Annotated in this window: 21 protein-coding genes; 7 read left to right on the forward strand and 14 right to left on the reverse strand. The window is 61.2% G+C overall.

The window, feature by feature from the left end:
- Nucleotides 1–196: 196 nt before the first annotated feature.
- Together NKJ11_RS31215 and NKJ11_RS31220 are read left to right on the forward strand one after the other, a co-directional pair.
- Complete coding sequence (locus NKJ11_RS31215) at nt 197–628, forward strand: Xre family toxin-antitoxin system antitoxin (protein ID WP_023755433.1); 432 nt, start codon at nt 197–199, stop codon at nt 626–628.
- Nucleotides 625–1107 (forward strand): RES family NAD+ phosphorylase, encoded by a 483-nt coding sequence (locus tag NKJ11_RS31220; protein ID WP_352795002.1) that lies wholly within the window; start codon nt 625–627, stop codon nt 1105–1107. The genes NKJ11_RS31215 and NKJ11_RS31220 overlap by 4 nt, the downstream gene beginning before the upstream one ends.
- Before the next feature lie 178 nt (nt 1108–1285).
- Here NKJ11_RS31220 and NKJ11_RS31225 read toward each other — a convergent pair whose 3' ends face one another.
- The 8 genes from NKJ11_RS31225 to NKJ11_RS31260 form a co-directional block, all read right to left on the reverse strand.
- The gene (locus NKJ11_RS31225) at nt 1286–2050 is read right to left on the reverse strand and encodes an ABC transporter ATP-binding protein (RefSeq protein WP_352795003.1); all 765 of its coding nucleotides are present in this window, start codon (nt 2048–2050) and stop codon (nt 1286–1288) included.
- Nucleotides 2051–2076: 26 nt separating this feature from the next.
- Nucleotides 2077–3075 carry an ABC transporter substrate-binding protein gene (locus tag NKJ11_RS31230; RefSeq protein WP_352795004.1) on the reverse strand — a complete coding sequence of 333 codons (999 nt, stop codon included), beginning with the start codon at nt 3073–3075 and terminating at the stop codon, nt 2077–2079.
- Between the two features lie 54 nt (nt 3076–3129).
- Nucleotides 3130–3978: an ABC transporter permease gene (locus tag NKJ11_RS31235; protein WP_352795005.1), complete on the reverse strand. Its 849-nt coding sequence runs from the start codon at nt 3976–3978 to the stop codon at nt 3130–3132.
- Nucleotides 3979–4019: 41 nt separating this feature from the next.
- Nucleotides 4020–5369 carry an LLM class flavin-dependent oxidoreductase gene (locus tag NKJ11_RS31240; protein WP_352795006.1) on the reverse strand — a complete coding sequence of 450 codons (1350 nt, stop codon included), beginning with the start codon at nt 5367–5369 and terminating at the stop codon, nt 4020–4022.
- Between the two features lie 48 nt (nt 5370–5417).
- Nucleotides 5418–6350, reverse strand: a complete 933-nt coding sequence (locus NKJ11_RS31245) for a TauD/TfdA dioxygenase family protein (RefSeq protein WP_352795007.1) — start codon at nt 6348–6350, stop codon at nt 5418–5420.
- A gap of 79 nt (nt 6351–6429) precedes the next feature.
- A complete protein-coding gene (gene msuE / locus NKJ11_RS31250; RefSeq protein WP_352795008.1) occupies nt 6430–7071 on the reverse strand; it encodes an FMN reductase in 642 nt (213 codons plus the stop codon).
- A gap of 369 nt (nt 7072–7440) precedes the next feature.
- A complete protein-coding gene (locus NKJ11_RS31255) occupies nt 7441–8193 on the reverse strand; it encodes a DUF7146 domain-containing protein (RefSeq protein ID WP_352795009.1) in 753 nt (250 codons plus the stop codon).
- A gap of 627 nt (nt 8194–8820) precedes the next feature.
- Entirely contained in the window at nt 8821–9162 is a 342-nt protein-coding gene (locus NKJ11_RS31260; protein WP_023819696.1) for a hypothetical protein, read from the reverse strand.
- 625 nt (nt 9163–9787) lie between these two features.
- On the opposite strand from NKJ11_RS31260, the gene NKJ11_RS31265 reads away from it, so the two are divergent.
- Nucleotides 9788–10240, forward strand: a complete 453-nt coding sequence (locus NKJ11_RS31265) for a helix-turn-helix domain-containing protein (RefSeq protein ID WP_352567017.1) — start codon at nt 9788–9790, stop codon at nt 10238–10240.
- Nucleotides 10241–10384: 144 nt separating this feature from the next.
- The gene (locus NKJ11_RS31270) at nt 10385–10717 is read left to right on the forward strand and encodes a hypothetical protein (RefSeq protein WP_352493588.1); all 333 of its coding nucleotides are present in this window, start codon (nt 10385–10387) and stop codon (nt 10715–10717) included.
- Between the two features lie 45 nt (nt 10718–10762).
- On the opposite strand, the gene NKJ11_RS31275 is transcribed toward NKJ11_RS31270, so the two are convergent.
- Genes NKJ11_RS31275 through NKJ11_RS31285 form a run of 3 tightly spaced genes read right to left on the reverse strand, consistent with a single transcriptional unit; the run spans nt 10763 to nt 12621 of the window.
- On the reverse strand, nt 10763–11461 hold the full coding sequence (locus tag NKJ11_RS31275; RefSeq protein WP_352795010.1) for a transglycosylase SLT domain-containing protein: 699 nt from the start codon (nt 11459–11461) through the stop codon (nt 10763–10765).
- A 1-nt stretch (nt 11462) separates the two neighbouring features.
- Nucleotides 11463–11972 (reverse strand): hypothetical protein, encoded by a 510-nt coding sequence (locus NKJ11_RS31280; RefSeq protein WP_352795011.1) that lies wholly within the window; start codon nt 11970–11972, stop codon nt 11463–11465.
- A 58-nt stretch (nt 11973–12030) separates the two neighbouring features.
- Entirely contained in the window at nt 12031–12621 is a 591-nt protein-coding gene (locus NKJ11_RS31285; RefSeq protein ID WP_352795012.1) for a hypothetical protein, read from the reverse strand.
- A gap of 43 nt (nt 12622–12664) precedes the next feature.
- Here NKJ11_RS31285 and NKJ11_RS31290 point away from each other — a divergent pair, with 43 nt between their 5' ends.
- Together NKJ11_RS31290 and NKJ11_RS31295 are read left to right on the forward strand one after the other, a co-directional pair.
- Nucleotides 12665–13759, forward strand: a complete 1095-nt coding sequence (locus tag NKJ11_RS31290; RefSeq protein ID WP_352795018.1) for an acyltransferase family protein — start codon at nt 12665–12667, stop codon at nt 13757–13759.
- A complete protein-coding gene (locus NKJ11_RS31295) occupies nt 13756–14034 on the forward strand; it encodes a hypothetical protein (RefSeq protein ID WP_352795013.1) in 279 nt (92 codons plus the stop codon). Before NKJ11_RS31290 ends, NKJ11_RS31295 begins: the two co-directional genes overlap by 4 nt.
- 523 nt (nt 14035–14557) lie before the next feature.
- On the opposite strand, the gene NKJ11_RS31300 is transcribed toward NKJ11_RS31295, so the two are convergent.
- Both NKJ11_RS31300 and NKJ11_RS31305 read right to left on the reverse strand, forming a co-directional pair.
- A complete protein-coding gene (locus NKJ11_RS31300) occupies nt 14558–14902 on the reverse strand; it encodes a hypothetical protein (RefSeq protein WP_352795014.1) in 345 nt (114 codons plus the stop codon).
- A gap of 275 nt (nt 14903–15177) precedes the next feature.
- Nucleotides 15178–15576: a hypothetical protein gene (locus NKJ11_RS31305; RefSeq protein WP_352795015.1), complete on the reverse strand. Its 399-nt coding sequence runs from the start codon at nt 15574–15576 to the stop codon at nt 15178–15180.
- A 716-nt stretch (nt 15577–16292) separates the two neighbouring features.
- On the opposite strand from NKJ11_RS31305, the gene NKJ11_RS31310 reads away from it, so the two are divergent.
- Nucleotides 16293–17030 carry a helix-turn-helix transcriptional regulator gene (locus NKJ11_RS31310; protein WP_352795016.1) on the forward strand — a complete coding sequence of 246 codons (738 nt, stop codon included), beginning with the start codon at nt 16293–16295 and terminating at the stop codon, nt 17028–17030.
- Nucleotides 17031–17664: 634 nt separating this feature from the next.
- Here the strand turns inward: NKJ11_RS31310 and NKJ11_RS31315 are convergent.
- The coding region (locus NKJ11_RS31315; protein WP_352795017.1) for a TCP-1/cpn60 chaperonin family protein at nt 17665–18381 on the reverse strand (717 nt) is incomplete at its 5' end.

The raw sequence follows: 18381 nt of genomic DNA on the forward strand, positions 1-18381 counted from the left end.
TCGCACTCGCCGCCTTAGCGCTTTTCGAAGGGCTACGCAGGCGAGGTGTCGGTGGGACTGATGCTGCTGGCGGGCGCCAAAGGCTAACGCGTGGCAGCAAGGATCGCAGGGTGATCGGATCGGTTCGCGCTGACGCAGGGACTTGCAGGGCGCATCATGTGAGGCTATATTATGCCTCACATGAATGGAGAGTGGAATGCTGGCGTTCGGAAATGTAGCCGACGTGTTGGGGCTGCCTGCTAAGGAGGTGGCGGCGCGGTCGCCATTCGGACTGATCTCCCGGATCGAGAATGGACTTCCCATTGGGGTGGTCGAGCGCGTTGCCCATCTCGTTGCCCCGGGAGATGCTCAGTTCAAATACCGGCTGATCCCCAAAGCAACCTACGAGCGGCGCAAGACGGCGCATCGCCTGTCGTCGGATGAGGGCACACGATTGGCCCGTGTGGCGCGGGTCTGGGGGCTTGCTGTCGATGTCTGGCAGAACGAAGAGGAAGCACGCGATTTCTTGTTTCGGCCGCATCCGATGATTGAGGACAAGCGGCCGATCGACATCGTTATCCTCAGCGAGTTCGGCGCCGAAATGGTGGTCGATATCCTCGGAGGTCTGAAGTATGGCAGTGCTGCGTGACGGCGCAGACTCTCGATCGCACCCTATTGTCCTTTCGTGTCGGCGATCCGGCCGGCACCTACCCGATCTTCGACGCGACAGGCTCGACAGTCGCACCAGGGCGATGGAACACGCCCGGAAGCCCTATCATCTACACGAGCGAGCACTATTCGACGGCCCTCCTGGAAAAGCTGGTGCATGGCAGCGGCCGACTGCCGCCCAACCAGCACTACATCGAAATCACAATCCCGCGCGGGCTGAGCTATGAGGTCTTTTCCCAGCCGTCACTGCCCGGCTGGGACACGATGCCGGCGACGGTGAGCAAGGGATTTGGCGAAACCTGGTGTTTAGAACGGCGCAGCGTCATCCTGCTGGTGCCGAGCGTCGTGGCGCGTCTCGATAGCAATGTGCTGATCAATCCAGCGCATCCGGAGTTTTCAAGGATCCAGACGAGTCTCCATCAGCCTGTCTACTGGGACCGGCGACTGTTTGGCGCATAAGGGAGGGGCTTTCTGCGCCCTACCACTCCAGAGCTATCGCATATGGCTCAAAGCGTTGAGATATCGTCGTTTCATGCGTAGGACCGATCGCGCTTGAGCATTCCTCAGCGGTTTTTCTTGCCCATCCCGCAGGGTTACCACACCGGCCAATAGAGATGGGCTAATCCGTTCACTTCCATCAGTGCAGGCCAAACTCGCGCAGCAACTCTTCACGGTAGCGCACGAACCGGCTTTCACTGCGGTCGCGCGGGCGGGGCAGGTCGACATCGATCAACCGTGCAGCGCCGCCTTTCTCCCTGGGCAGGATCAGCACGCGGTCGGCCAGATAGATCGCCTCCTCCAGATCGTGCGTGACCATCACCATGGTGACGTTCTCCTCGCTCCAGATGCGCGCCAGTTCCTCCTGCATGCCGATCTTGGTCATGGCGTCCAGCGCTCCCAACGGCTCGTCGAGCAGGAGAATTTCCGGCTGCACGGTCAGCGCCCGGGCGATGCCGACGCGCTGGGCCATGCCGCCGGAAAGCTGCCGGGGAAAGGCGTCGGCGAATTCGGCGAGACCGACGAGCGCGATGTAGAAGCGGGCCTTCTCCTCGGCGTCCGGCTTCGCGACGCCCCGCACTTCGAGGCCGAAGGCGACATTGCCGAGCACGGTCAGCCAGGGCAGCAGGCGCGGTTCCTGGAAGATCACCGCGCGCTCGGCGCCGACGCCGTGAACCGGCTTGCCGTCGATGGCGACGCCGCCGCTGTCGGCTGCCTCCAGCCCGGCGAGGATGCGCAGCAGCGTGGTCTTGCCCGAGCCGCTGGCGCCGACGATGATCAGGCATTCACCGGAACGGACGTCGAGGTTGAGCGTCCTCAACACGGCAAGCTGGCGCCCGCCGAGCGTGAAGGATTTGGAGAGGTCGCGGATCGAGACCTCTCCGCTGCGGTTGGTGCCCGTCATGTCCAGCTCCCAGTCCTTCTCAGCTCTCAGTTGGTCTTGGTTTCACCGGGCCGGTACAGAATGTCGGCGGCCTTCAGCTTGCCCTTGGCCAGGCGGCCGTCGCGCTCGAGCACGGCAACCCAGAAATCGATGTCGCGGTCGGTCGCTTGCGCGCCTTCGCGCAGGCCAAAGCCGGTCCAGTAGCGGGCGAGATCGCCATTTTCGCCGCGCTTGTTGAGGATGTCGGCGAGCACCTTGCGGGCTTCGTCCGGATTCTGCCGCGACCAGTCGGAGGCGCGTGCGGACTGTTCGACGAAGTTGCGCGCCGCGTCCGGGTTGGCGGCAATGAAGTCGCGCCGCAGGACGACAAAGCCGCCGGCGAGTTCGCCCAGCACGTCGGTGTCGTTGAACACGCCGCGCACGCCGCCATTGGCGACCAGCGCGCCGGCAAAGGTCGCCTGCCAGTAGCCGAGGCCGGCGATATCGACCTGGCGCGAGCGCAAGGTCTGTTCGAGCTGCGGCCCGGGCACGACCACAAGGTTGGCGGCATCCGGCGGCAGGCCGACGCTGTGCAGGGCCTCGCGCACCGTATAGTCGAGATGGGCGCCGAGCGTGTTGACCGAGATGGTCTTGCCGGCGATGTCGGCGATCGATTTGATCGGGCTGTCTTCGAGCACGTAGAAGACGCTTTTGACTTGCCTGTTGATGCCGTTGCTCGGATAGGCGGCGACGAAGTCGTTGCCGCCGGAGATCGAGTTGATCACCGCGGCGGTGGCGGCCGAACCGAGGTCGACGCTGCCGGAGGAAAGCGCAAACAGCGATTCCGGGCCGCCGGCTGCATAGCCGACATTCTCCAGTTCGATGCCGAGGTCTTTGAAATAGCCAAGCTCGTAGGCCAGCTCATGCGGAGAGATGCCGCCTCGGCTGGCAAGGTAGCGGAATTTGACGGGTGCCGCCTCGGCAAAGGCGAAGCGGGGCAGGCCGGCGGCGATGATGCCGGCGGCAAGCGGTGCACCGGCAAGCAGGGAACGACGCGTGATTTTCATGGTCCGATCTTTCCTAAGTCGAGAGGAGGGGCAGGCCTAGATTGAGAAGGTTGGTCAGTTGACGGGATTGCTCCAGCGGCACAGCCGCCGCTGCAGGACAACCAGCGCCTGGTTGGCGATCAGGCCGAGGCTGGCGAGGATGACGATCGCCGCGAACATCAGCGGGATCTGGAAATTGTATTGCGCGTTCATCACCTGGAAGCCGATGCCCTTGTTGGCGCCGATCATTTCAGACGCGATCAGCAGCAAGAGCGCCGTGGTGGCGCTCAGCCTCAATCCAACGAAGATCGAGGGAATGGCACCCGGCAGCACGACGCGGCGAAACACGGTGAGCCGCGTCGCGCCATAGACGCGCGCCATTTCGAGCAGTTTTGGATCGACCTCCTTGACGCCGCTGGTGGTGTTGAGCAGCAGCGGAAACAAGGTCGCCCAGAAGATGACGAAGATCTTGGAGGTTTCGCCCAACCCCAGCAGCAGGATGAACACCGGATAGAGCGCCAGCGCCGAGGTCTGCCGGAACAGCTGCAGGATTGGGTCGAGCGCGTTTTCGACAGCGCGCACCTGGCCCATGAACAGGCCAAGCGGAATGGCGACCGCGACGGCGGCAGCGAAGGCAATGCCGGCGCGCTGCAGGCTGATGGCGATGTCGCCGAGCAGGCTGCCGCCGGCAAGCCCCTTCCAGAGCGCGGTGATGATCATGTCGATCGGCGGCAGCACCGCCGCGTTGACCCATCCGACGCTGCTCGCCACCTGCCAGAGCGCCAGGAACCCTAGAAGAACGCCGTAGCGCGACAGGAAACGGACGGCTGCCCGGCCGCCGGGTCGCAGGAAGTCAGTGTCTACGCCTGTTCCGCCGCGGCGTGCGCCGATCGTGATCGGCCGCTCGATGTGCTGCAAAGTCATCGTCTTGCCCTTCCTTGGAAGATTGTTGGCGCGTCGGATGATTATTCGGCGGCCAGCACGGTCGAGCGTGCTGATGTCCACGGGTTTTCCGGCCGCCTGAGACCAAGGTTCTCGCGCAGCGTCCGACCTTCGTAAGCCGTGCGGAACAGGCCGCGGCGCTGCAGCTCGGGGATGACCAGGTCGACGAAGTCGTCGAGTGCGCCGGGCAGCCAGGGCGGCAGAATGTTGAAGCCGTCGGCCGCCTCGCTGGTGAACCACTCCTCCAGCAGGTCGGCCACCTCCGTGGCGCTACCGACGATGGTGTAGTGGCCGCGCGCCGTCGCCACCCATTGGTAGAGCTGGCGGATGGTGAAGTTGTGCTCGTCGGCGATCTGGCGGATCAGCGCCTGGCGGCTCTTCATGCCTTCGGTTTCCTTGCTCGGCGGCAGCGGGCCGTCGAGCGGATAGCCCCTGATGTCGAGCGTCTGGCCAGCCAGCCCGTTGAGCAAAGCGACGCCATCCTCGGGCAGGATCAGGTCGTTGAGCTGCTGATACTTGGCGCGGGCTTCTTCCGTGGTGCGGCCAACGAAGGGCGCCACGCCGGGCATGATCAGCACCTGGTCGGGATCGCGGCCGACAGCCGCCACGCGCGCCTTGATGTCGCGGTAGAATTCCTGCGCCGTCTCGAGCTTCTGATGAGCAGTGAAGATCACCTCGGCCGAGTGCGCGGCAAGCCCGCGTCCATCCTCGGATTGCCCGGCTTGTACGACAACCGGATGTCCCTGCACCGGGCGGGGCACGTTGAGCGGACCCTTGACGCTGAAATGCTCGCCCTTGTGGTCGATGTCGTGCAGTCTGTCCTTGTCGTAGAAGCGGCCCGACTGCTTGTCGCGGATGAAGGCGTCATCCTCCCAGCTGTCCCACAGCGCCTTGACGGTCTCGACATGCTCATGCGCCCGCGCATAGCGCTCGGCATGGTTGGGCTGGACGTCGCGGTTGAAATTGCGCGCCGTTTCGTCGCCGGCCGAAGTCACGACGTTCCAGCCGGCCCGGCCATTCGACAGAAGGTCGAGCGAGGCGAATTTGCGCGCCAGCGTATAGGGCTCTTCATAGGTCGTGGACGCGGTGGCGATGAAGCCGAGATGCGTGGTCAGCGGCGCCAAAGCCGCAAACAGCGTCACCGGCTCGAAGCCGGCGATCTTGGCGTTGCCGCCTTCGCGGGCGCCGAGGCCGACCGTCAGATTGTCAGCCAGGAAATAGGCGTCGAACAGGCCGCGCTCGGCGGTCAGCGCAAGCTGCTTGTGGAACTCGAAATTGGTTGCGCCGTCGGCCGGCGCGTCGGGATGGCGCCATGCCGCGATATGCTGTCCGCCACCGGGCAGGAAGGCGCCTAGCTTGATCTGTCTGGGCATTATCAAATTCCCTCTTGTCGCATCAGTTGAAGAGACGTCCCCTCGTGTTCAGGCCGCCTTGATCCTCGCCGGCTTGGCTGCCTTGGTGCGGGAGACGCTGCGTCGTCCGTCGACCGCGACCGGCACGTCACCGTCGACAGTGGCGCGGTGGACGACCCGGCGCTGATCGCCGTAGTCGTTGACGGCGTAGTGCTGCGTGGCGCGGTTGTCCCAGATCGCCACATCACCCTGCTGCCAACGCCAGCGAACGGTGTTCTCCGGTGCGGTAACGTAGGATTGGAACAACTCGTAGACCCGGTGGAAATCGCTTCTGGACAGGCCGACGAACCGCTGCACGAAGTTGCCGAGTAGGAGGGTGCGCTCACCGGTCTCCGGATGAACCCGCACAACGGGATGCTCGGTCTCGTAGATCGTCGAAGTAAACACCTCGTCGAAGTGTTTTGCTTCCGCCTCTGTCGCCCGCGGTCGCACCGCCGCGTAGTCGTAGGTGTTGCTGTGAACCGCCCAAAGATCGTCGGCGAACCGCTTGAGCGTTGGCGGCAAACTCTCATAGGCGGCGGCGGTATTCGACCAGATCGTGTCGCCACCGGCCGAAGGAATGACCACGCCGCGCAGGACCGAAAATTTTGGATAGGCGTCGACGAACGTAACGTCGGTGTGCCACTGATCGGCGCGACCGCCGCCGCGACTTGAATCGAGTTCGAGGATCGAGGCCGTTCCCACGATTGGCCCTTGGGTCGGATGCGGTACCAAATCGCCGAGCCGCTGGGCGAAACGCTCCTGCTCGGCATCGTCAAGGTGCCCCTGGTCGCGGAAGAACACGACCTTGTGGCGCAGGAGAAGCTGGTTGATCGCCACCACGACAGCATGGGGTAGATCACCGGATAGACGAACGTTGCTGATCTCTGCGCCGACGCGTGCTGTGAGGGGAGCAACATCGGCTTCCGGAATGGTTGCATCAATGAAAGCAGGCTTGGTCATGGGTAGTCTCCAGGCGGATCGAGTTTGTGGCGGCGGCTGACGATTTCTCGAAGATCCAGACAGGGCTGGAGGAGGCGCTTCAGCCGAGATTTGCGTTAGAAACCCGGTTCGAAGCGCGCCACCGGCCCCGGGCGATAGCAATGTCCGCCTGAGGCGCGTCGGAATCCGAAACCAACTGGTCTCGAGTTCGCGAGGCCAGATAGGGCGCGAATTGCCCGATCGCACGGTCGAGCCGATCCGCCAGTGTCGGGGATACGGAGGTTTGGTCGACAAAGTCGCGCTCTGAAGCATAGATCCCTGTCGCCAGCGTTCGTGCCTCGAAGAAGCCGAAGAGCGGCCGTAGCTGATGCTCGACAATCAACGCGTGTCGGTCTCCGCCGCCGGTCGCGGCCAGAAGTACCGGTTTGCCTATGAAGGCGGTGGGCTCCAGCAGATCGATGAAATGCTTGAAGAGGCCAGCGTAACTACCTTTGTAGACCGGGCTTGCGACGATCAGTGCTTCGGCTTGCAGGAGATGGTCAACAAGTCGCCTTGCCTTCGTGTCCAGATCGGAGAGGCGGTGCGCGGCGCCGAGCGAAGGCAGGAACTGCCCAATATCCATGACCTCGAAGCTTCTCTCATATTGGTGCGCCGTTCGCCTCGCTATCTCTTCGACCAAAGCGCGCGTCCGGGAAGGAGAACTGAAACTGCCGGAAAATCCGACGATTGCGGGTCTTGTCATTTGGTCCTGTCCCTCTCCTTGAAACTGCGGGCCGCAGCCGCGACAAGGGGACAGAATAGTTATGTATATAAAATCTATAGAGAAAGAGAATTGCGTATTTGTGGCGGCTTGTAAAATTCCCTTCCTCCGCTTTTGGCGTTTGTGAGTTCTCCTTGAGCGACTGTGCAGCGAGGCGGGTTAGCGCCTTCACCGAGTGGTCGACAGTATCCTCTGACGGAAGACTTCGGCGCCGGTCTTCTGAAGCCAAGGGTTGGGTGTCGAGTAGAGATAGGCGCGTACCTGGTGCCGGTTCTAGATGCTCGAAGGCACCCTTCGCCAGAACAAGTGGTGCCAAATTTGTGATCAAAGTTGATGGCAAGTTGGCCCGGTTCAGGTGTCTGCGCCGAGTGTTTCGCGCAGCAGAAGATCCAAGGGTAGGGTCTCGGGAGTCGGATCGTCCTCCCACAGCTTCGCGAAATCCCGGTCGTCGGGCGGTCTGTGAATGAGGACCTGGCGCTCAGGGTTGGCTTCGCGAACGCGTTCGGCCGCGCTGAGGCCGGGCTTGTCCGGATCGGCGAAGACGACGATCCGCTGTACGCATTCGGGCAGCTGAAGAAATGGCAAACGTGGTGCTCCCAGTGAGCACCAGACGGGCAAGCCGTATCGCAGCATTACGGCATGGCCGGTCTCATAGCCTTCGGCAATACCAAGGACGTCGGCCGCTGGGGCGAGCCGCAAGGCAAAGCCCCGGCTCGGGCCGATGATGCGGCGTGGCTCGTCCAGCGCCGCCTTTTCTGGTCGTGTCGGGTGCAAGAGGGTGAGCTGCACCGAACAGATCGAACGGTCTGGGGCCTGCAGAGCAGCCACCAGCGCGGGAAAGCGGTTCTTTCCCAACCGATAACCCGGCAGAAAGCGCAAAGTTGGCAACGTCGCCGGCAGACGGCGAGAGGCAAGATAAGCTTCGCCGTGCGTGCCGGCGAGCGCAATCGCTCTCGACCAGAGCGCGAGCGCGTCCGCTGCCGTGGTTTTGGGCGCCGCCGGACGAACACGACGCAGAGGCTCGGCCGCGCGCTTCGACAAATCCAGGTCCGCAATGGCGGTCTCGATGTCGACGGGATCGCAGCCTGCAAAGCAGTACAGCATAAGACGATAATCCCCGTCACGAACAGAGAGGGAGGGATGGCGGTCGCCTTTCCCTTGCCCGTGACTTGGTACTGGGCAACGGCACAAGTAGCTCCCGCGCGCCGGAAACCCTCCTAAAGCGCGATATACCTGCGCAGCGTTTGGCCACGACACGTTTGTCATGGACCTGACAATGCCGCCAAGCCGCTATCGAATCAATAGAATAATCTAATAGTGCGTTAAACATTCCCGGCGAAATAGCCGGGGCGTTTCAAGGGCCAGGACTTAGCCGTCCTGACGGCAGGGTCGCCTCGGCCAGGTAGCCCAAGCCTGCATCGCTGAAAGCGCGATTCGAAAACACTCGAGGTTGGCGACCAGAAGCCGCTGCATGAGGTAATTACGAGAACCATTTGCGCGCGAACCGCAGCATGGTGATGTCTGCGCAGCAGGCGCGCAACCCGACCTTCAGACGATCGGCACATTGGCGGCGTTCCTGGGCGTCTCGGTCTGGGCCTTTTGGGAATTCGGGACGCTGCCTTGCGCAAGCCTCGAATCATTTGGGGCTATCGTATCAGGAGATCACAGACCTGGCGGAATAGCAGGATCGTCTGTGTGCGTGATTGAGCAGATCCTGGCAAGGAGAGCCTGTTAGAGTTTGAAGCGGCCAAGGCGCTGATCGTTGACGCGGTACTGCCAGGCCAGTTTCGGATCCTGGGGGTTGACGCCGGACGTTGACCAAGCGGAGCGCTCGAACTTTGCAGCGTCATGCAAAGGAAGATCGTCATCACAGCGCGACAGTTGTAACGACGAGCGAAGACGATGACGTCCGATACTGTGGGTTAGAAATTTGATGGCACAGACGGCGGCGAGGGACAGGATCAAGAAAGCAGTGGAAAAGCTGAGCATGCGAAGGCCGGCTTCCTGATCGGGCAGGGCGAAGAAAGCGAGCACGCCGCCGGCGAAAATTGCGAACGCGAACCTCATGAACATGACAGCGAGTCTCCTATTTCGATGTCGATCATTATAATATCACAGATTGATCGTCATTATATTGATCAATGGAGATAGGATGACCCCTCATGGATCAAGCGTTTTCGAAGGCTGGGGGCATGGTGCCGTTTTTGGCGGTATCGGCTTCAGAGTATTACCCGGCGCCATTTCCATCTGGCATAGAGATTGGTTCCGGGGCAAGCCTTGCGGCCCCGTCTCAGAGTGTAATCGCCAGAACCACTGGCGTCGAGGTCTCGCTTGTGGTCGACCTGAACCAAGTCATACGAAGTGGTCGGGCAACGATAGCAGGGCCTGCCTGCCGCAAGGGCGGAGATCAGGGTTGTCCCTCCAGATGAGGTGGCACACGACAAAATCATTAGTAAGAGGGCCCGCGACATCCAACCGGATTCATTTAATTATTCATTTTCAACAGGGCATGCAGATCGTAAAATGCTATCGTGCATCTGGAACGATTGCTGTACGCCGTCACTTTGCGGGAGTATGGGGAGGATGCCGCGACACTTTAATAGGGCAATGAGTTATCGTTTCGGCTACAAGCCCTGAGCACTAGACATTCTGCAAAAAAATGGCCGTCATATTCCGACCGATAAGCAGGGGGGCAGCTGTGCCGATATTTAAAAACAAGACAGAAGACAGCGATGGTTGGCTTTCGATCCTGCTCGCGCTGCGACTTCGCCAAATCGAGAACGAGTACCCGGACTATGCGAGTTTTGCCGACGCTACGGGGCTATCGCGCGGCACGCTCTACCAGTTGCGGGCGGGGAAGGGGAACCCGACATTGGTCACCTTGGAGCGGCTGGCGCGACACCTCAAGGTTCCGGTGTGGACGCTCATTGGTCGGACTGGTGACGACGACAGCGTGAAGCGGGACATCGAGACCTTCGGCTTCAGCTTCACCGAGATTGCGCGGCATATTGAGGCCACGCGTGCTGTGAAGCGCTCGATGACGGAGTTCAGTGGTGTTCCTTCTTTGAAAGAGGCAGCCAGCCCCGCTGGGGCAACCTCCGAGAAGAAGCGGCTGCCTCCAGCCAAAAAGGGACGCAGGGCAAACCAGTAGATACAAGAAAAGTAGAAGATGCTAAACGACCAGCGTAGATTCATTTGCTACGATTGGCAGAAAATCTATTGTATATTTCGTTGACTCGCACCAAGAAATCCGCCAGCGTCGATGCAAAGGCATCATTTTGCTGAAGGGTTCACGATGCAAGCGAATATCTGGCAAGTCGCAGGAGACAATGCGCTCTATAAGGAAGTGGCGGCGTTTGTCGATTGCCACCCGAAACCATGGGTGGAAGAGGTTTCGGAATTTCTGCGGAAGAAAGGCAAGCCCGAGACGATCACCTTGGTGATCGGACAGTTCATCGTGGCGGCTCTGTTCGAAGGACAATACGCGGATCTGCTGTACTGGTCGCTGGTTGCGGCCGAAGTGAACTGCGTTGTGATGGAGCAATGGCCTGATGATGTGCGCCAGGAGTTGGCAAGCCATCTGAAACGGGGATTTGTAAAGCTCTCGTCGCGCAATCTCTCCCATTGAAGGCGGCGGGCCGACGGGGGCATGGCCCTCAATGAGGAGACGGCGTCACACCTGACCAGGGGCAACGTTGATGTCGCTGCCGGCGGGACCGGGAGCGGATGAAGCGAGTTTTGTGTCACCACCGTTGGGCGTCGGAAAGTCGCCTGGTCCCATTTGGCAGACCGCTTGCGCGCCGCATCCCTGAGGAATGGATTGGCCGGCCGAATTGAGGGCGGCATAGCGGCGGTTTACGTCGTTCGTCCAGTTACGGCGCTGGCTTTCAGTGCTGCCGTTGTAACGATCGGCGAGGCAGCGAATACTTGACGTGCCGCCGCACGATTTGACGGCATCGCGAAGCGTCATTACGCCGCCTTCAATGTTTTCGGACAAGATGCCCCGATCCATTCCGTAGGCCCGGCCGGTCGCCCCCGTAAGCTGCATCGGTCCAAGAACGCCACTGAAGGAGCCGGCACATGCTGACATCGCGCCTTCGTGAGCGGACACGGCAAGAGCGAGCTTGGGATCAACGCCATACTTGTTGGCGGCGTCGACAATCATATTGGCGATGTTCGGGCTGCGCTCCATCATCTCTTGCGTGGGCGGATAGCTCGGCAGACCCGCTCCGTTCGTACAAAGGGAACGCAAGGTTGTGTTGTCATTGAGGTCGCAAGAATTTGCATCATGGTCAAAGGAATTCGCTTGCGAAACAGGCGCTTGTCCAACGACCAGGAGCGCGGAAAGGAGTATTGGGAAGGGACGCAGCATCTTACTTCCCCGGGCAGAAATTATAGATGGTGCCATTGATGGAGAGCGCGTCGCTGGATGGGCGCGTAATCTTCATCGGCGTGATGACCGGGGAGCTGCTGCCACGCTCGGTACATGAGGCTTGGAACGCATCGTCTGCATGACGGGTGCCTGCTATCTTGCAGGTGCTTGCGCCGACGGTGATTGCGTCGCCGTCGAACTCGGCAAGTTCGAGAGCGCCGACGCCTTGGTCGAGATCGGCACATGTGTGCGTGGACGCTACATATGATCCCTGCGGAGCCTTGAGCGGATCAAGTGCTTGCGCGATTGCCGGCGAGATCAAGACGGCTAGTGTCGCGAAGATTGTCCGGCTGGCCATGGCAGATCTCCGGAACATCATTCCGCCGTGGCCGCCGGCAGGAGCCGCGGTCAAGGCCGCGCATCGCGCGCCGTCAGGGAAGCGTTGATCCGTTGGCGATGGCCGGTGGCTGGCTGGTGTCCTGAATAACGTCAGGTTCTCCGTGCCGATCATGATTGCGCTCCTTGGGGATATCGAGGTTGCCGAAACACAACGGCGTGGGCTGCTTCCTCTAGGGTTGCGGGACAGGGACCCGGAATTGGCATTCCTGGGCGATTTCACCTTGGAATAAGATGCCGGCGCGAATGCTTTTGGCCTGAACATCATATGCACCCATCGCACCATTCCGAGCGAGGTCGGGGCGGACGTTATTCGGTTGCGCGCCATATTCGATGAAACAGCCGGAGCCAGCGTCAGCGACCGTTGATCGGCCGTTCTGGTAGATCGCCAAGCGCATGGGGCATCGTTTCAGTGTGGCATTGCCGACAGGGTCGGTGCGGATCGGCGAGCAGCCGGTGAGCGTGTGCAGGACCGAGAGGACGACGGTTTTGGTCGGGCTGCGAACGACGATGTGACTCTCGGAAGCCGGCGCGTTGGCGACCGCAAAGCGCGTATCGCCCTTGGCCACGTAGGCGTCGTTGTTCTTCTTCAGTCGGTCGGCCCATAGGGAGGCGTAGGGCACGGCTTCCGAGTTCGGGAGCTCGAGATCGGTATAGGCGACGGCCCGCCAGGCGTTCGGATCATGCGTGAGCGACTGGGCCGAAGCGTGGGGCGCCAATGTAAGGGCAGCCGCGACTGCGACAAATGTCAGGCGTCCATGCATTCCTTGCCTCGCTTGTGTGCCCTATGATTAAATCAATGTTGTGATGATTGTCGAGCGTAATATTTGGATGGAACAGAATGCCCGCCTATCGGGGCTGGATGAATTGCGAGGCCTGGCGATCGGGCTGGTGGTGCTGTCGCATGTCGGGCCGGTCTTCGGAGAAGGCGGGACGGTCGCCGCTCTGCTGTTTGCGCCGGCGTGGAGCGTCGGGGTCGACCTGTTCTTTGTGATTTCCGGCATGGTGGTGGAACGCTCATTGCGAAGCCTGCGCCTCGAGCGCACCGCGCTCGAGGCGGCCTCCGCCTTCTATGTCAGGCGTGCTATACGGATCGTGCCGCTGGCCTGGTGCGTCGGCGCCATCCTCTCGATCGGGTTGATCATCCCGGGAAGCGGCGTTGAGCCTGCAGACGCGAAGGCGGCATTCGCCTTCATCTCGAATGCGCACTGGGCGCCCTGTTTCGGGGGCGCCACAGGATGCGGGAACGCCTTTGCGTTTGGGCCATTCTGGTCGATTGCCGCCGAGATGCAATTTTATCTAGTGGCTCCGCTCCTGGTGTTCTTGCTACCGCGGCGGGCGCTCGTCGCGCTGGCCGGACTCGTTCTCGTGGTCGGGACGTTCACGCTGCGGCCCTGGGGCGGGACGCTTTGGACGTTCCGCATCGATGCAATCGCGGTCGGGCTGGCGATCGGAGCAACCATGGGCATAAGCGCATGGCCCCGTCTGGCGGAACACCTGCGGGTGATCGGCAACATGGAAGCGGCGTTCTGGATGTCGATCGCGGCCTTCATGTTGGCGATCTTGCCGCCGGCGATGCATGGCGTGGCGACCGCCGTGCTGGCGCTGATGTGCGGGTGGATCGTGACAAGGGCGACCTTGCGGGATGATTCTGGGAACTGGCCGGGGCGGATGCTGCGCCGTTTGGGAGGCATCTCCTATGCCCTCTATCTGATCCATCTGCCGGTGCTGGCGCTGTTCAACTGGTCGCTTGGCCAATTCCTGGACGCTCCGGCGACGGCAACGCTCTCGATCGCGGTCGCGATCGGGCTGTCTCATGTGCTGACGGTGGCAATCGGAGATCCGCTCCGCCAGCTCGGCCGCCAATGGTCAAATCGAACAGTCCGGGAGGTGTCGCCGTGACGGGAGAAAATCGTCAGTGGTCGCTTGGTGGTGAAGACGTCGATCAAATTCCGCGAGGAGCGAGGGCGCTGGCGGAGCAGCTATTGACCGAGACCGACGGCGATGCCGTGGCAGCGCTCGTCGCGGCATGCTGCGTCATTGGAGCCATGCGCTCGGCGGTATCGAGGGGTATGGTGCGCAACGGATCGCCGTCAGGGGTCGATATCGCGCAAGTGCTGGACGTGTTCGTGCGAAGCGAGCTCCCAGCAGAAGAGCAGAACCTGACCGGTAGATGACTTCGACCGCGAAGTAGCTACATGTTGGGGGGCTGTGCGGCCTGCCGCTCGATCCCCCGGAATGCTGAATGCACGATATCCGCAGTTTGATCTTCGTGGACGACCGTCAGCAATGTCATGCACTGACAATGATTTCGCCAGGAAAGAGATTGAACTAAAGCCTGCGAAACGCTTTGGCCGAACGACAGGATCGGTCTCGCATAGGGAAGCATGATCTTTCGGCCGGAGGTGAGCGATGCGGCCTCCATGCGTGAAGGTCGCCATGACTGCTGGCGCGACCACACGCAATACGCTCGCAGTCGCCGAAGACGGTCGTCGCAATTTTCGAACTGGGATCTACACGAAGAGACGCGGTGGTGAATTGGCACGCTGCGTGACGACACATCCGGAGCGTCGTAAAAGCCGCTCGCAGCGTATCTCTCATACGCCCGCGGACAATCTGCCGACGCCGGCGCCGTTGGTTTGGCCGTCGGCTTCTGTGCGCATCTGGCCAGCCGACACGCGGCAGTGTGACGGCCGCCGCTTAGTAGCGGTCGCCGAACCATCCCTTGCTCTTGGGCGGCGAGGGTTCCTGGTAAGCCCACGGGACAGACTTGTAGGACGGCATCGGGTCTTGGACGCGCCAAGCCTTCTGCCAGTAGTAGAAATTGAGGGGTACTCGGGCGAGCACGCGACCATCGGCAGACAGGAGGTCGGAAGCGCAGGCGACGACGGGGCCGTCGTAAAATTGCACGCGGCCAGTATAGCCGTTGAGCGCTCCGGGTCGGCAGGCAAAGACGCGAACGCCTGCAGCGATCGTGTCGGGGGCTTCCGCGGGGACGGAGATCGTCTTGACGCCTTCCTTGGTGATGAGCGTGCGCACAGGCACGGAGCTCCAATGCGAGCGGCGCAGGGCGTTATTCGCCTGAGCTTCGGTTGGGTAGCCGGCTCGCCGGGTAATGACCGGCGGGAAGCGCCCCCAGTCTGGCGCATATTCTTGCCGGCTGCGACTGACCCGATCAGGCTTCCAATAGGAGTCCGTAGCCGAAACGGGGCCGGCCGAATGTGAAGCATCCGGCACTCGCTCGGCGCAACCGGCGAGCAAGGCCGCGGATGCGACGAGGTGGAGGATGTGACGAAAAGAACGCATATCGTGCTCGAGGGTCATGGGTTTGCAGGTGAGAGTTTCCGGTGAAGCCAAGGCATCTGGAAGGCACTGGCCCAAATGCCGCGATAGGTTTTGCGAGCCTGACGCTCGATTTGGGCATAGAGGGGGATGCGGCGATCGAGATCATCGGGGAGGGTGACGGCTACGCCTGCTTTCAGCCTTTCGCCGGCGACGTCGGCCATTTTGCTGGTTGCACAACGCGCGACGATGACAGCTGCGTCTTTCCGGACTGGCAAGCAGACAAGCCATTTTTTCAAGGTGGCGGTTACGAGCCATGCCATGGCGACAACGCCACAAGGCAACGCCTGCTTTCCCAGCGTCGCGGTCTGGCCCAGGTCGCAGCCGTCGACGCCGCGATAGGTGCACGAAGCAAAAGTTGATTCCTGGTTCCCCATGGATCACTCCGCTTCAGATTCATTGAGTCAGTAAACTATCTTGCAAATCGCTGTGCAAGTGTCTCTGACTCATATCCCGCGAGGGGAGGAGGGTGCTCGTATCCGGATCCGCGCCCGATGGGCCGGGCAGGGCCTCGGTGTCGACTTGACGCGGGGCCATCTGAATGCGCGCTATGCCGTGGCGGTCGCAGCGGCATCCGCTGGACGAACTCAGCGGCTTCGTGGCCGGCCTTGCCTGATATCGCTGCGAGCCTTTCGAAGCCGCTGTTCGAGCGCTAAATAGCGAGCCGTAATCGAGTTCAGCTTTGTGAAAAACTGCCTGCTCTGCGCAGGGTTGCCCGGCGCAGGCGGGGGGAAGAAAGCAAAAAGAGCTTCCCGATCAGCGTCTAATTGTTTTAGCTCCGAGCAGAGACGGCAAATTTCGTGGTCGTCCGTTCCGGAACTCCGATGTGATGCACGGCGCGAGGTACGCGTAGGGTTAGTCTGCCGACCCACATCGTTCGACGAAAGTAAAATCGTATCCAAGGCGTTTCCTCCACGCCGGGTTGTGGTCATCCAATCTGGAATAATGCGGGTTGCAACCTATGTATACTGGCGGTTTTGCCTGTCACTTTTGACAGGTCGTGAGACGCTGGAATCCAGCGAGGAGCAACCTAGTTCGATAGCCGCGCGAATGGCTTGGAGAGGCGCGTCGATAGCAAGGAGGTAAGCTGGATATGGCGAGATTTGACTCAAATTTTCACGACGTGACGGAGGGTATTCACGCAGTTGCCTCTCCTGCGGACGCGGCGGACCTTCTGAACATAATTGTCGAAAGTTACGGTCTTGAGACGGCGGCCTTTCTTACCGTCAGGCCGGTTTACGAGGAACCGAGTAAGCCGTTCTATGTGACCACCTATTCGCCTGACTGGGTGAAACGCTACATCGAGAAGGATTTTTTCGACATCGATCCCGTGCTTCGCTATGGGCTGCGTGCTGTGAAATTGGTTGATTGGAAGGAGATCGACCTATCGGACAAGCCCGTGCGCACGTTCTTCGGTGAAGCGAGGGAACATGGTGTCGGGAAGCATGGCGTCACGTTCCCGGTTAGGGGCGTCGACGGCGACCGCGGCATTCTGACCGTGACGAGCAACGAGAACGCAGCGGCGTGGCAGACGTTTCTCAAATCCGAGGTTCGCGACTTCCAGCATCTCGCCGGTGAATTTCACAATGCTATCGGTCGAATCCAAGGAAGGCTACGCCATCCGACGGTCTGCTCCGATAGAGAGATCGAATGCCTGAAATGGTACGCGAGGGGAGAGAAGGTCAAACGGACCGCAGAGATACTGTCGCTATCCCCTCGCACGGTCCGATTTCATCTTGATCTGGCACGGGCAAAGCTTGGTGCCAAAAGCTTGGCCCATGCGGTTGCGATCGCGGCAGAGCGCGGCCTTTTCTTTCAAAGACTGTTCTGATCGGTAGCCAAGCGCTTCGCGGGAAGCCGCCGGCAAAACTCGTTCCGTTTCGTGAAGCTGGGAATGCTAGAACGACTGGATCATGGGGAAAGAAGGGAGGCGTCGCTCTGGACAACCTGATCCGGAAAGGCACCGCGACGCTCCAAGGGTAGAATGCTGGCCAAACCAAGTGTCCTATTCGCAAACCACACGGTACCGCTTGCCGGGCTCGCTGATGTTCTTGCAGACAAGCGGCTTGTGTGGCTCGGAAGAGGAGAGCGGCGGACTTGCGGCCGGCGATGCCCGTCTGTTTGATGTCTTGAGACGTGCCGTACGGCGCGGTTCGAGTCTCTCCGGCTCCTGTGGCGCAACCGGGAACACGCTGGCTTCGATCCGCCGCTGCTGCAGGCGTGGCGGCTCTTTGTCAAAGAATCGCCTGGCATCAAGCGAATCACTGTACCATCATCGCGGTACGCGCAGCCGCTGCCCAACAGTAAGGCCAGCCCCAGGAAAAAAGGCAGAATCCGTTCAAACATAAGCATACCCTTGGCGGGCGTATCCCCCGGCTTGCGGGTCGCCGACAACCGGCGCAACGGCACGAAGAAAGGGCGGCATTGCTTGCCGCCCTTTCGAAATTGTCGAGATGCGTGGACCTTTAAAAGCCCATGCCGCCCATGCCGCCGCCGCCCATGCCGCCAGGCATACCGCCGCCAGCCGACTCCTTCTTCGGAGCCTCCGCGATCATGGCTTCGGTGGTGACCAGCAGGCCGGCGACCGAGGCCGCGTCCTGGAGAGCGGTACGAACGACCTTGACCGGATCGACGATACCCATGGCGATCATGTCGCCATATTCGCCGGTCTGGGCGTTGTAGCCGAAGGTCGCGCCCTTGTTCTCAAGGATATTGCCGGCGACGATCGATGCTTCCGCACCGGCGTTGGCCGCGATCTGGCGGGCCGGAGCCTGCAGCGCACGACGAACGATGTTGATGCCAGCGGCCTGGTCGGCATTGACGCCGGTGGCCTTGATGTTGGCCGAAGCGCGCAGCAGGGCAACGCCACCGCCAGCAACGATGCCTTCTTCGACGGCCGCGCGGGTCGCGTTGAGGGCGTCATCGACGCGGTCCTTCTTTTCCTTGACTTCGACTTCCGTCGCACCACCGACGCGGATCACCGCAACGCCGCCCGCGAGCTTGGCCAGACGTTCCTGCAGCTTCTCCTTGTCGTAGTCCGACGTGGTCTCTTCGATCTGCTGCTTGATCTGGGCAACGCGGCCCTGGATCTCGGCCTTCTTGCCGGCGCCGTCGACGATGGTGGTGTTCTCCTTGGAGATCGACACCTTCTTGGCGCGGCCGAGCATGTTGAGGCCGACGTT

The organism is Mesorhizobium sp. M0243, from assembly GCF_040321775.1.
Classification (GTDB): Bacteria; Pseudomonadota; Alphaproteobacteria; order Rhizobiales; family Rhizobiaceae; genus Mesorhizobium.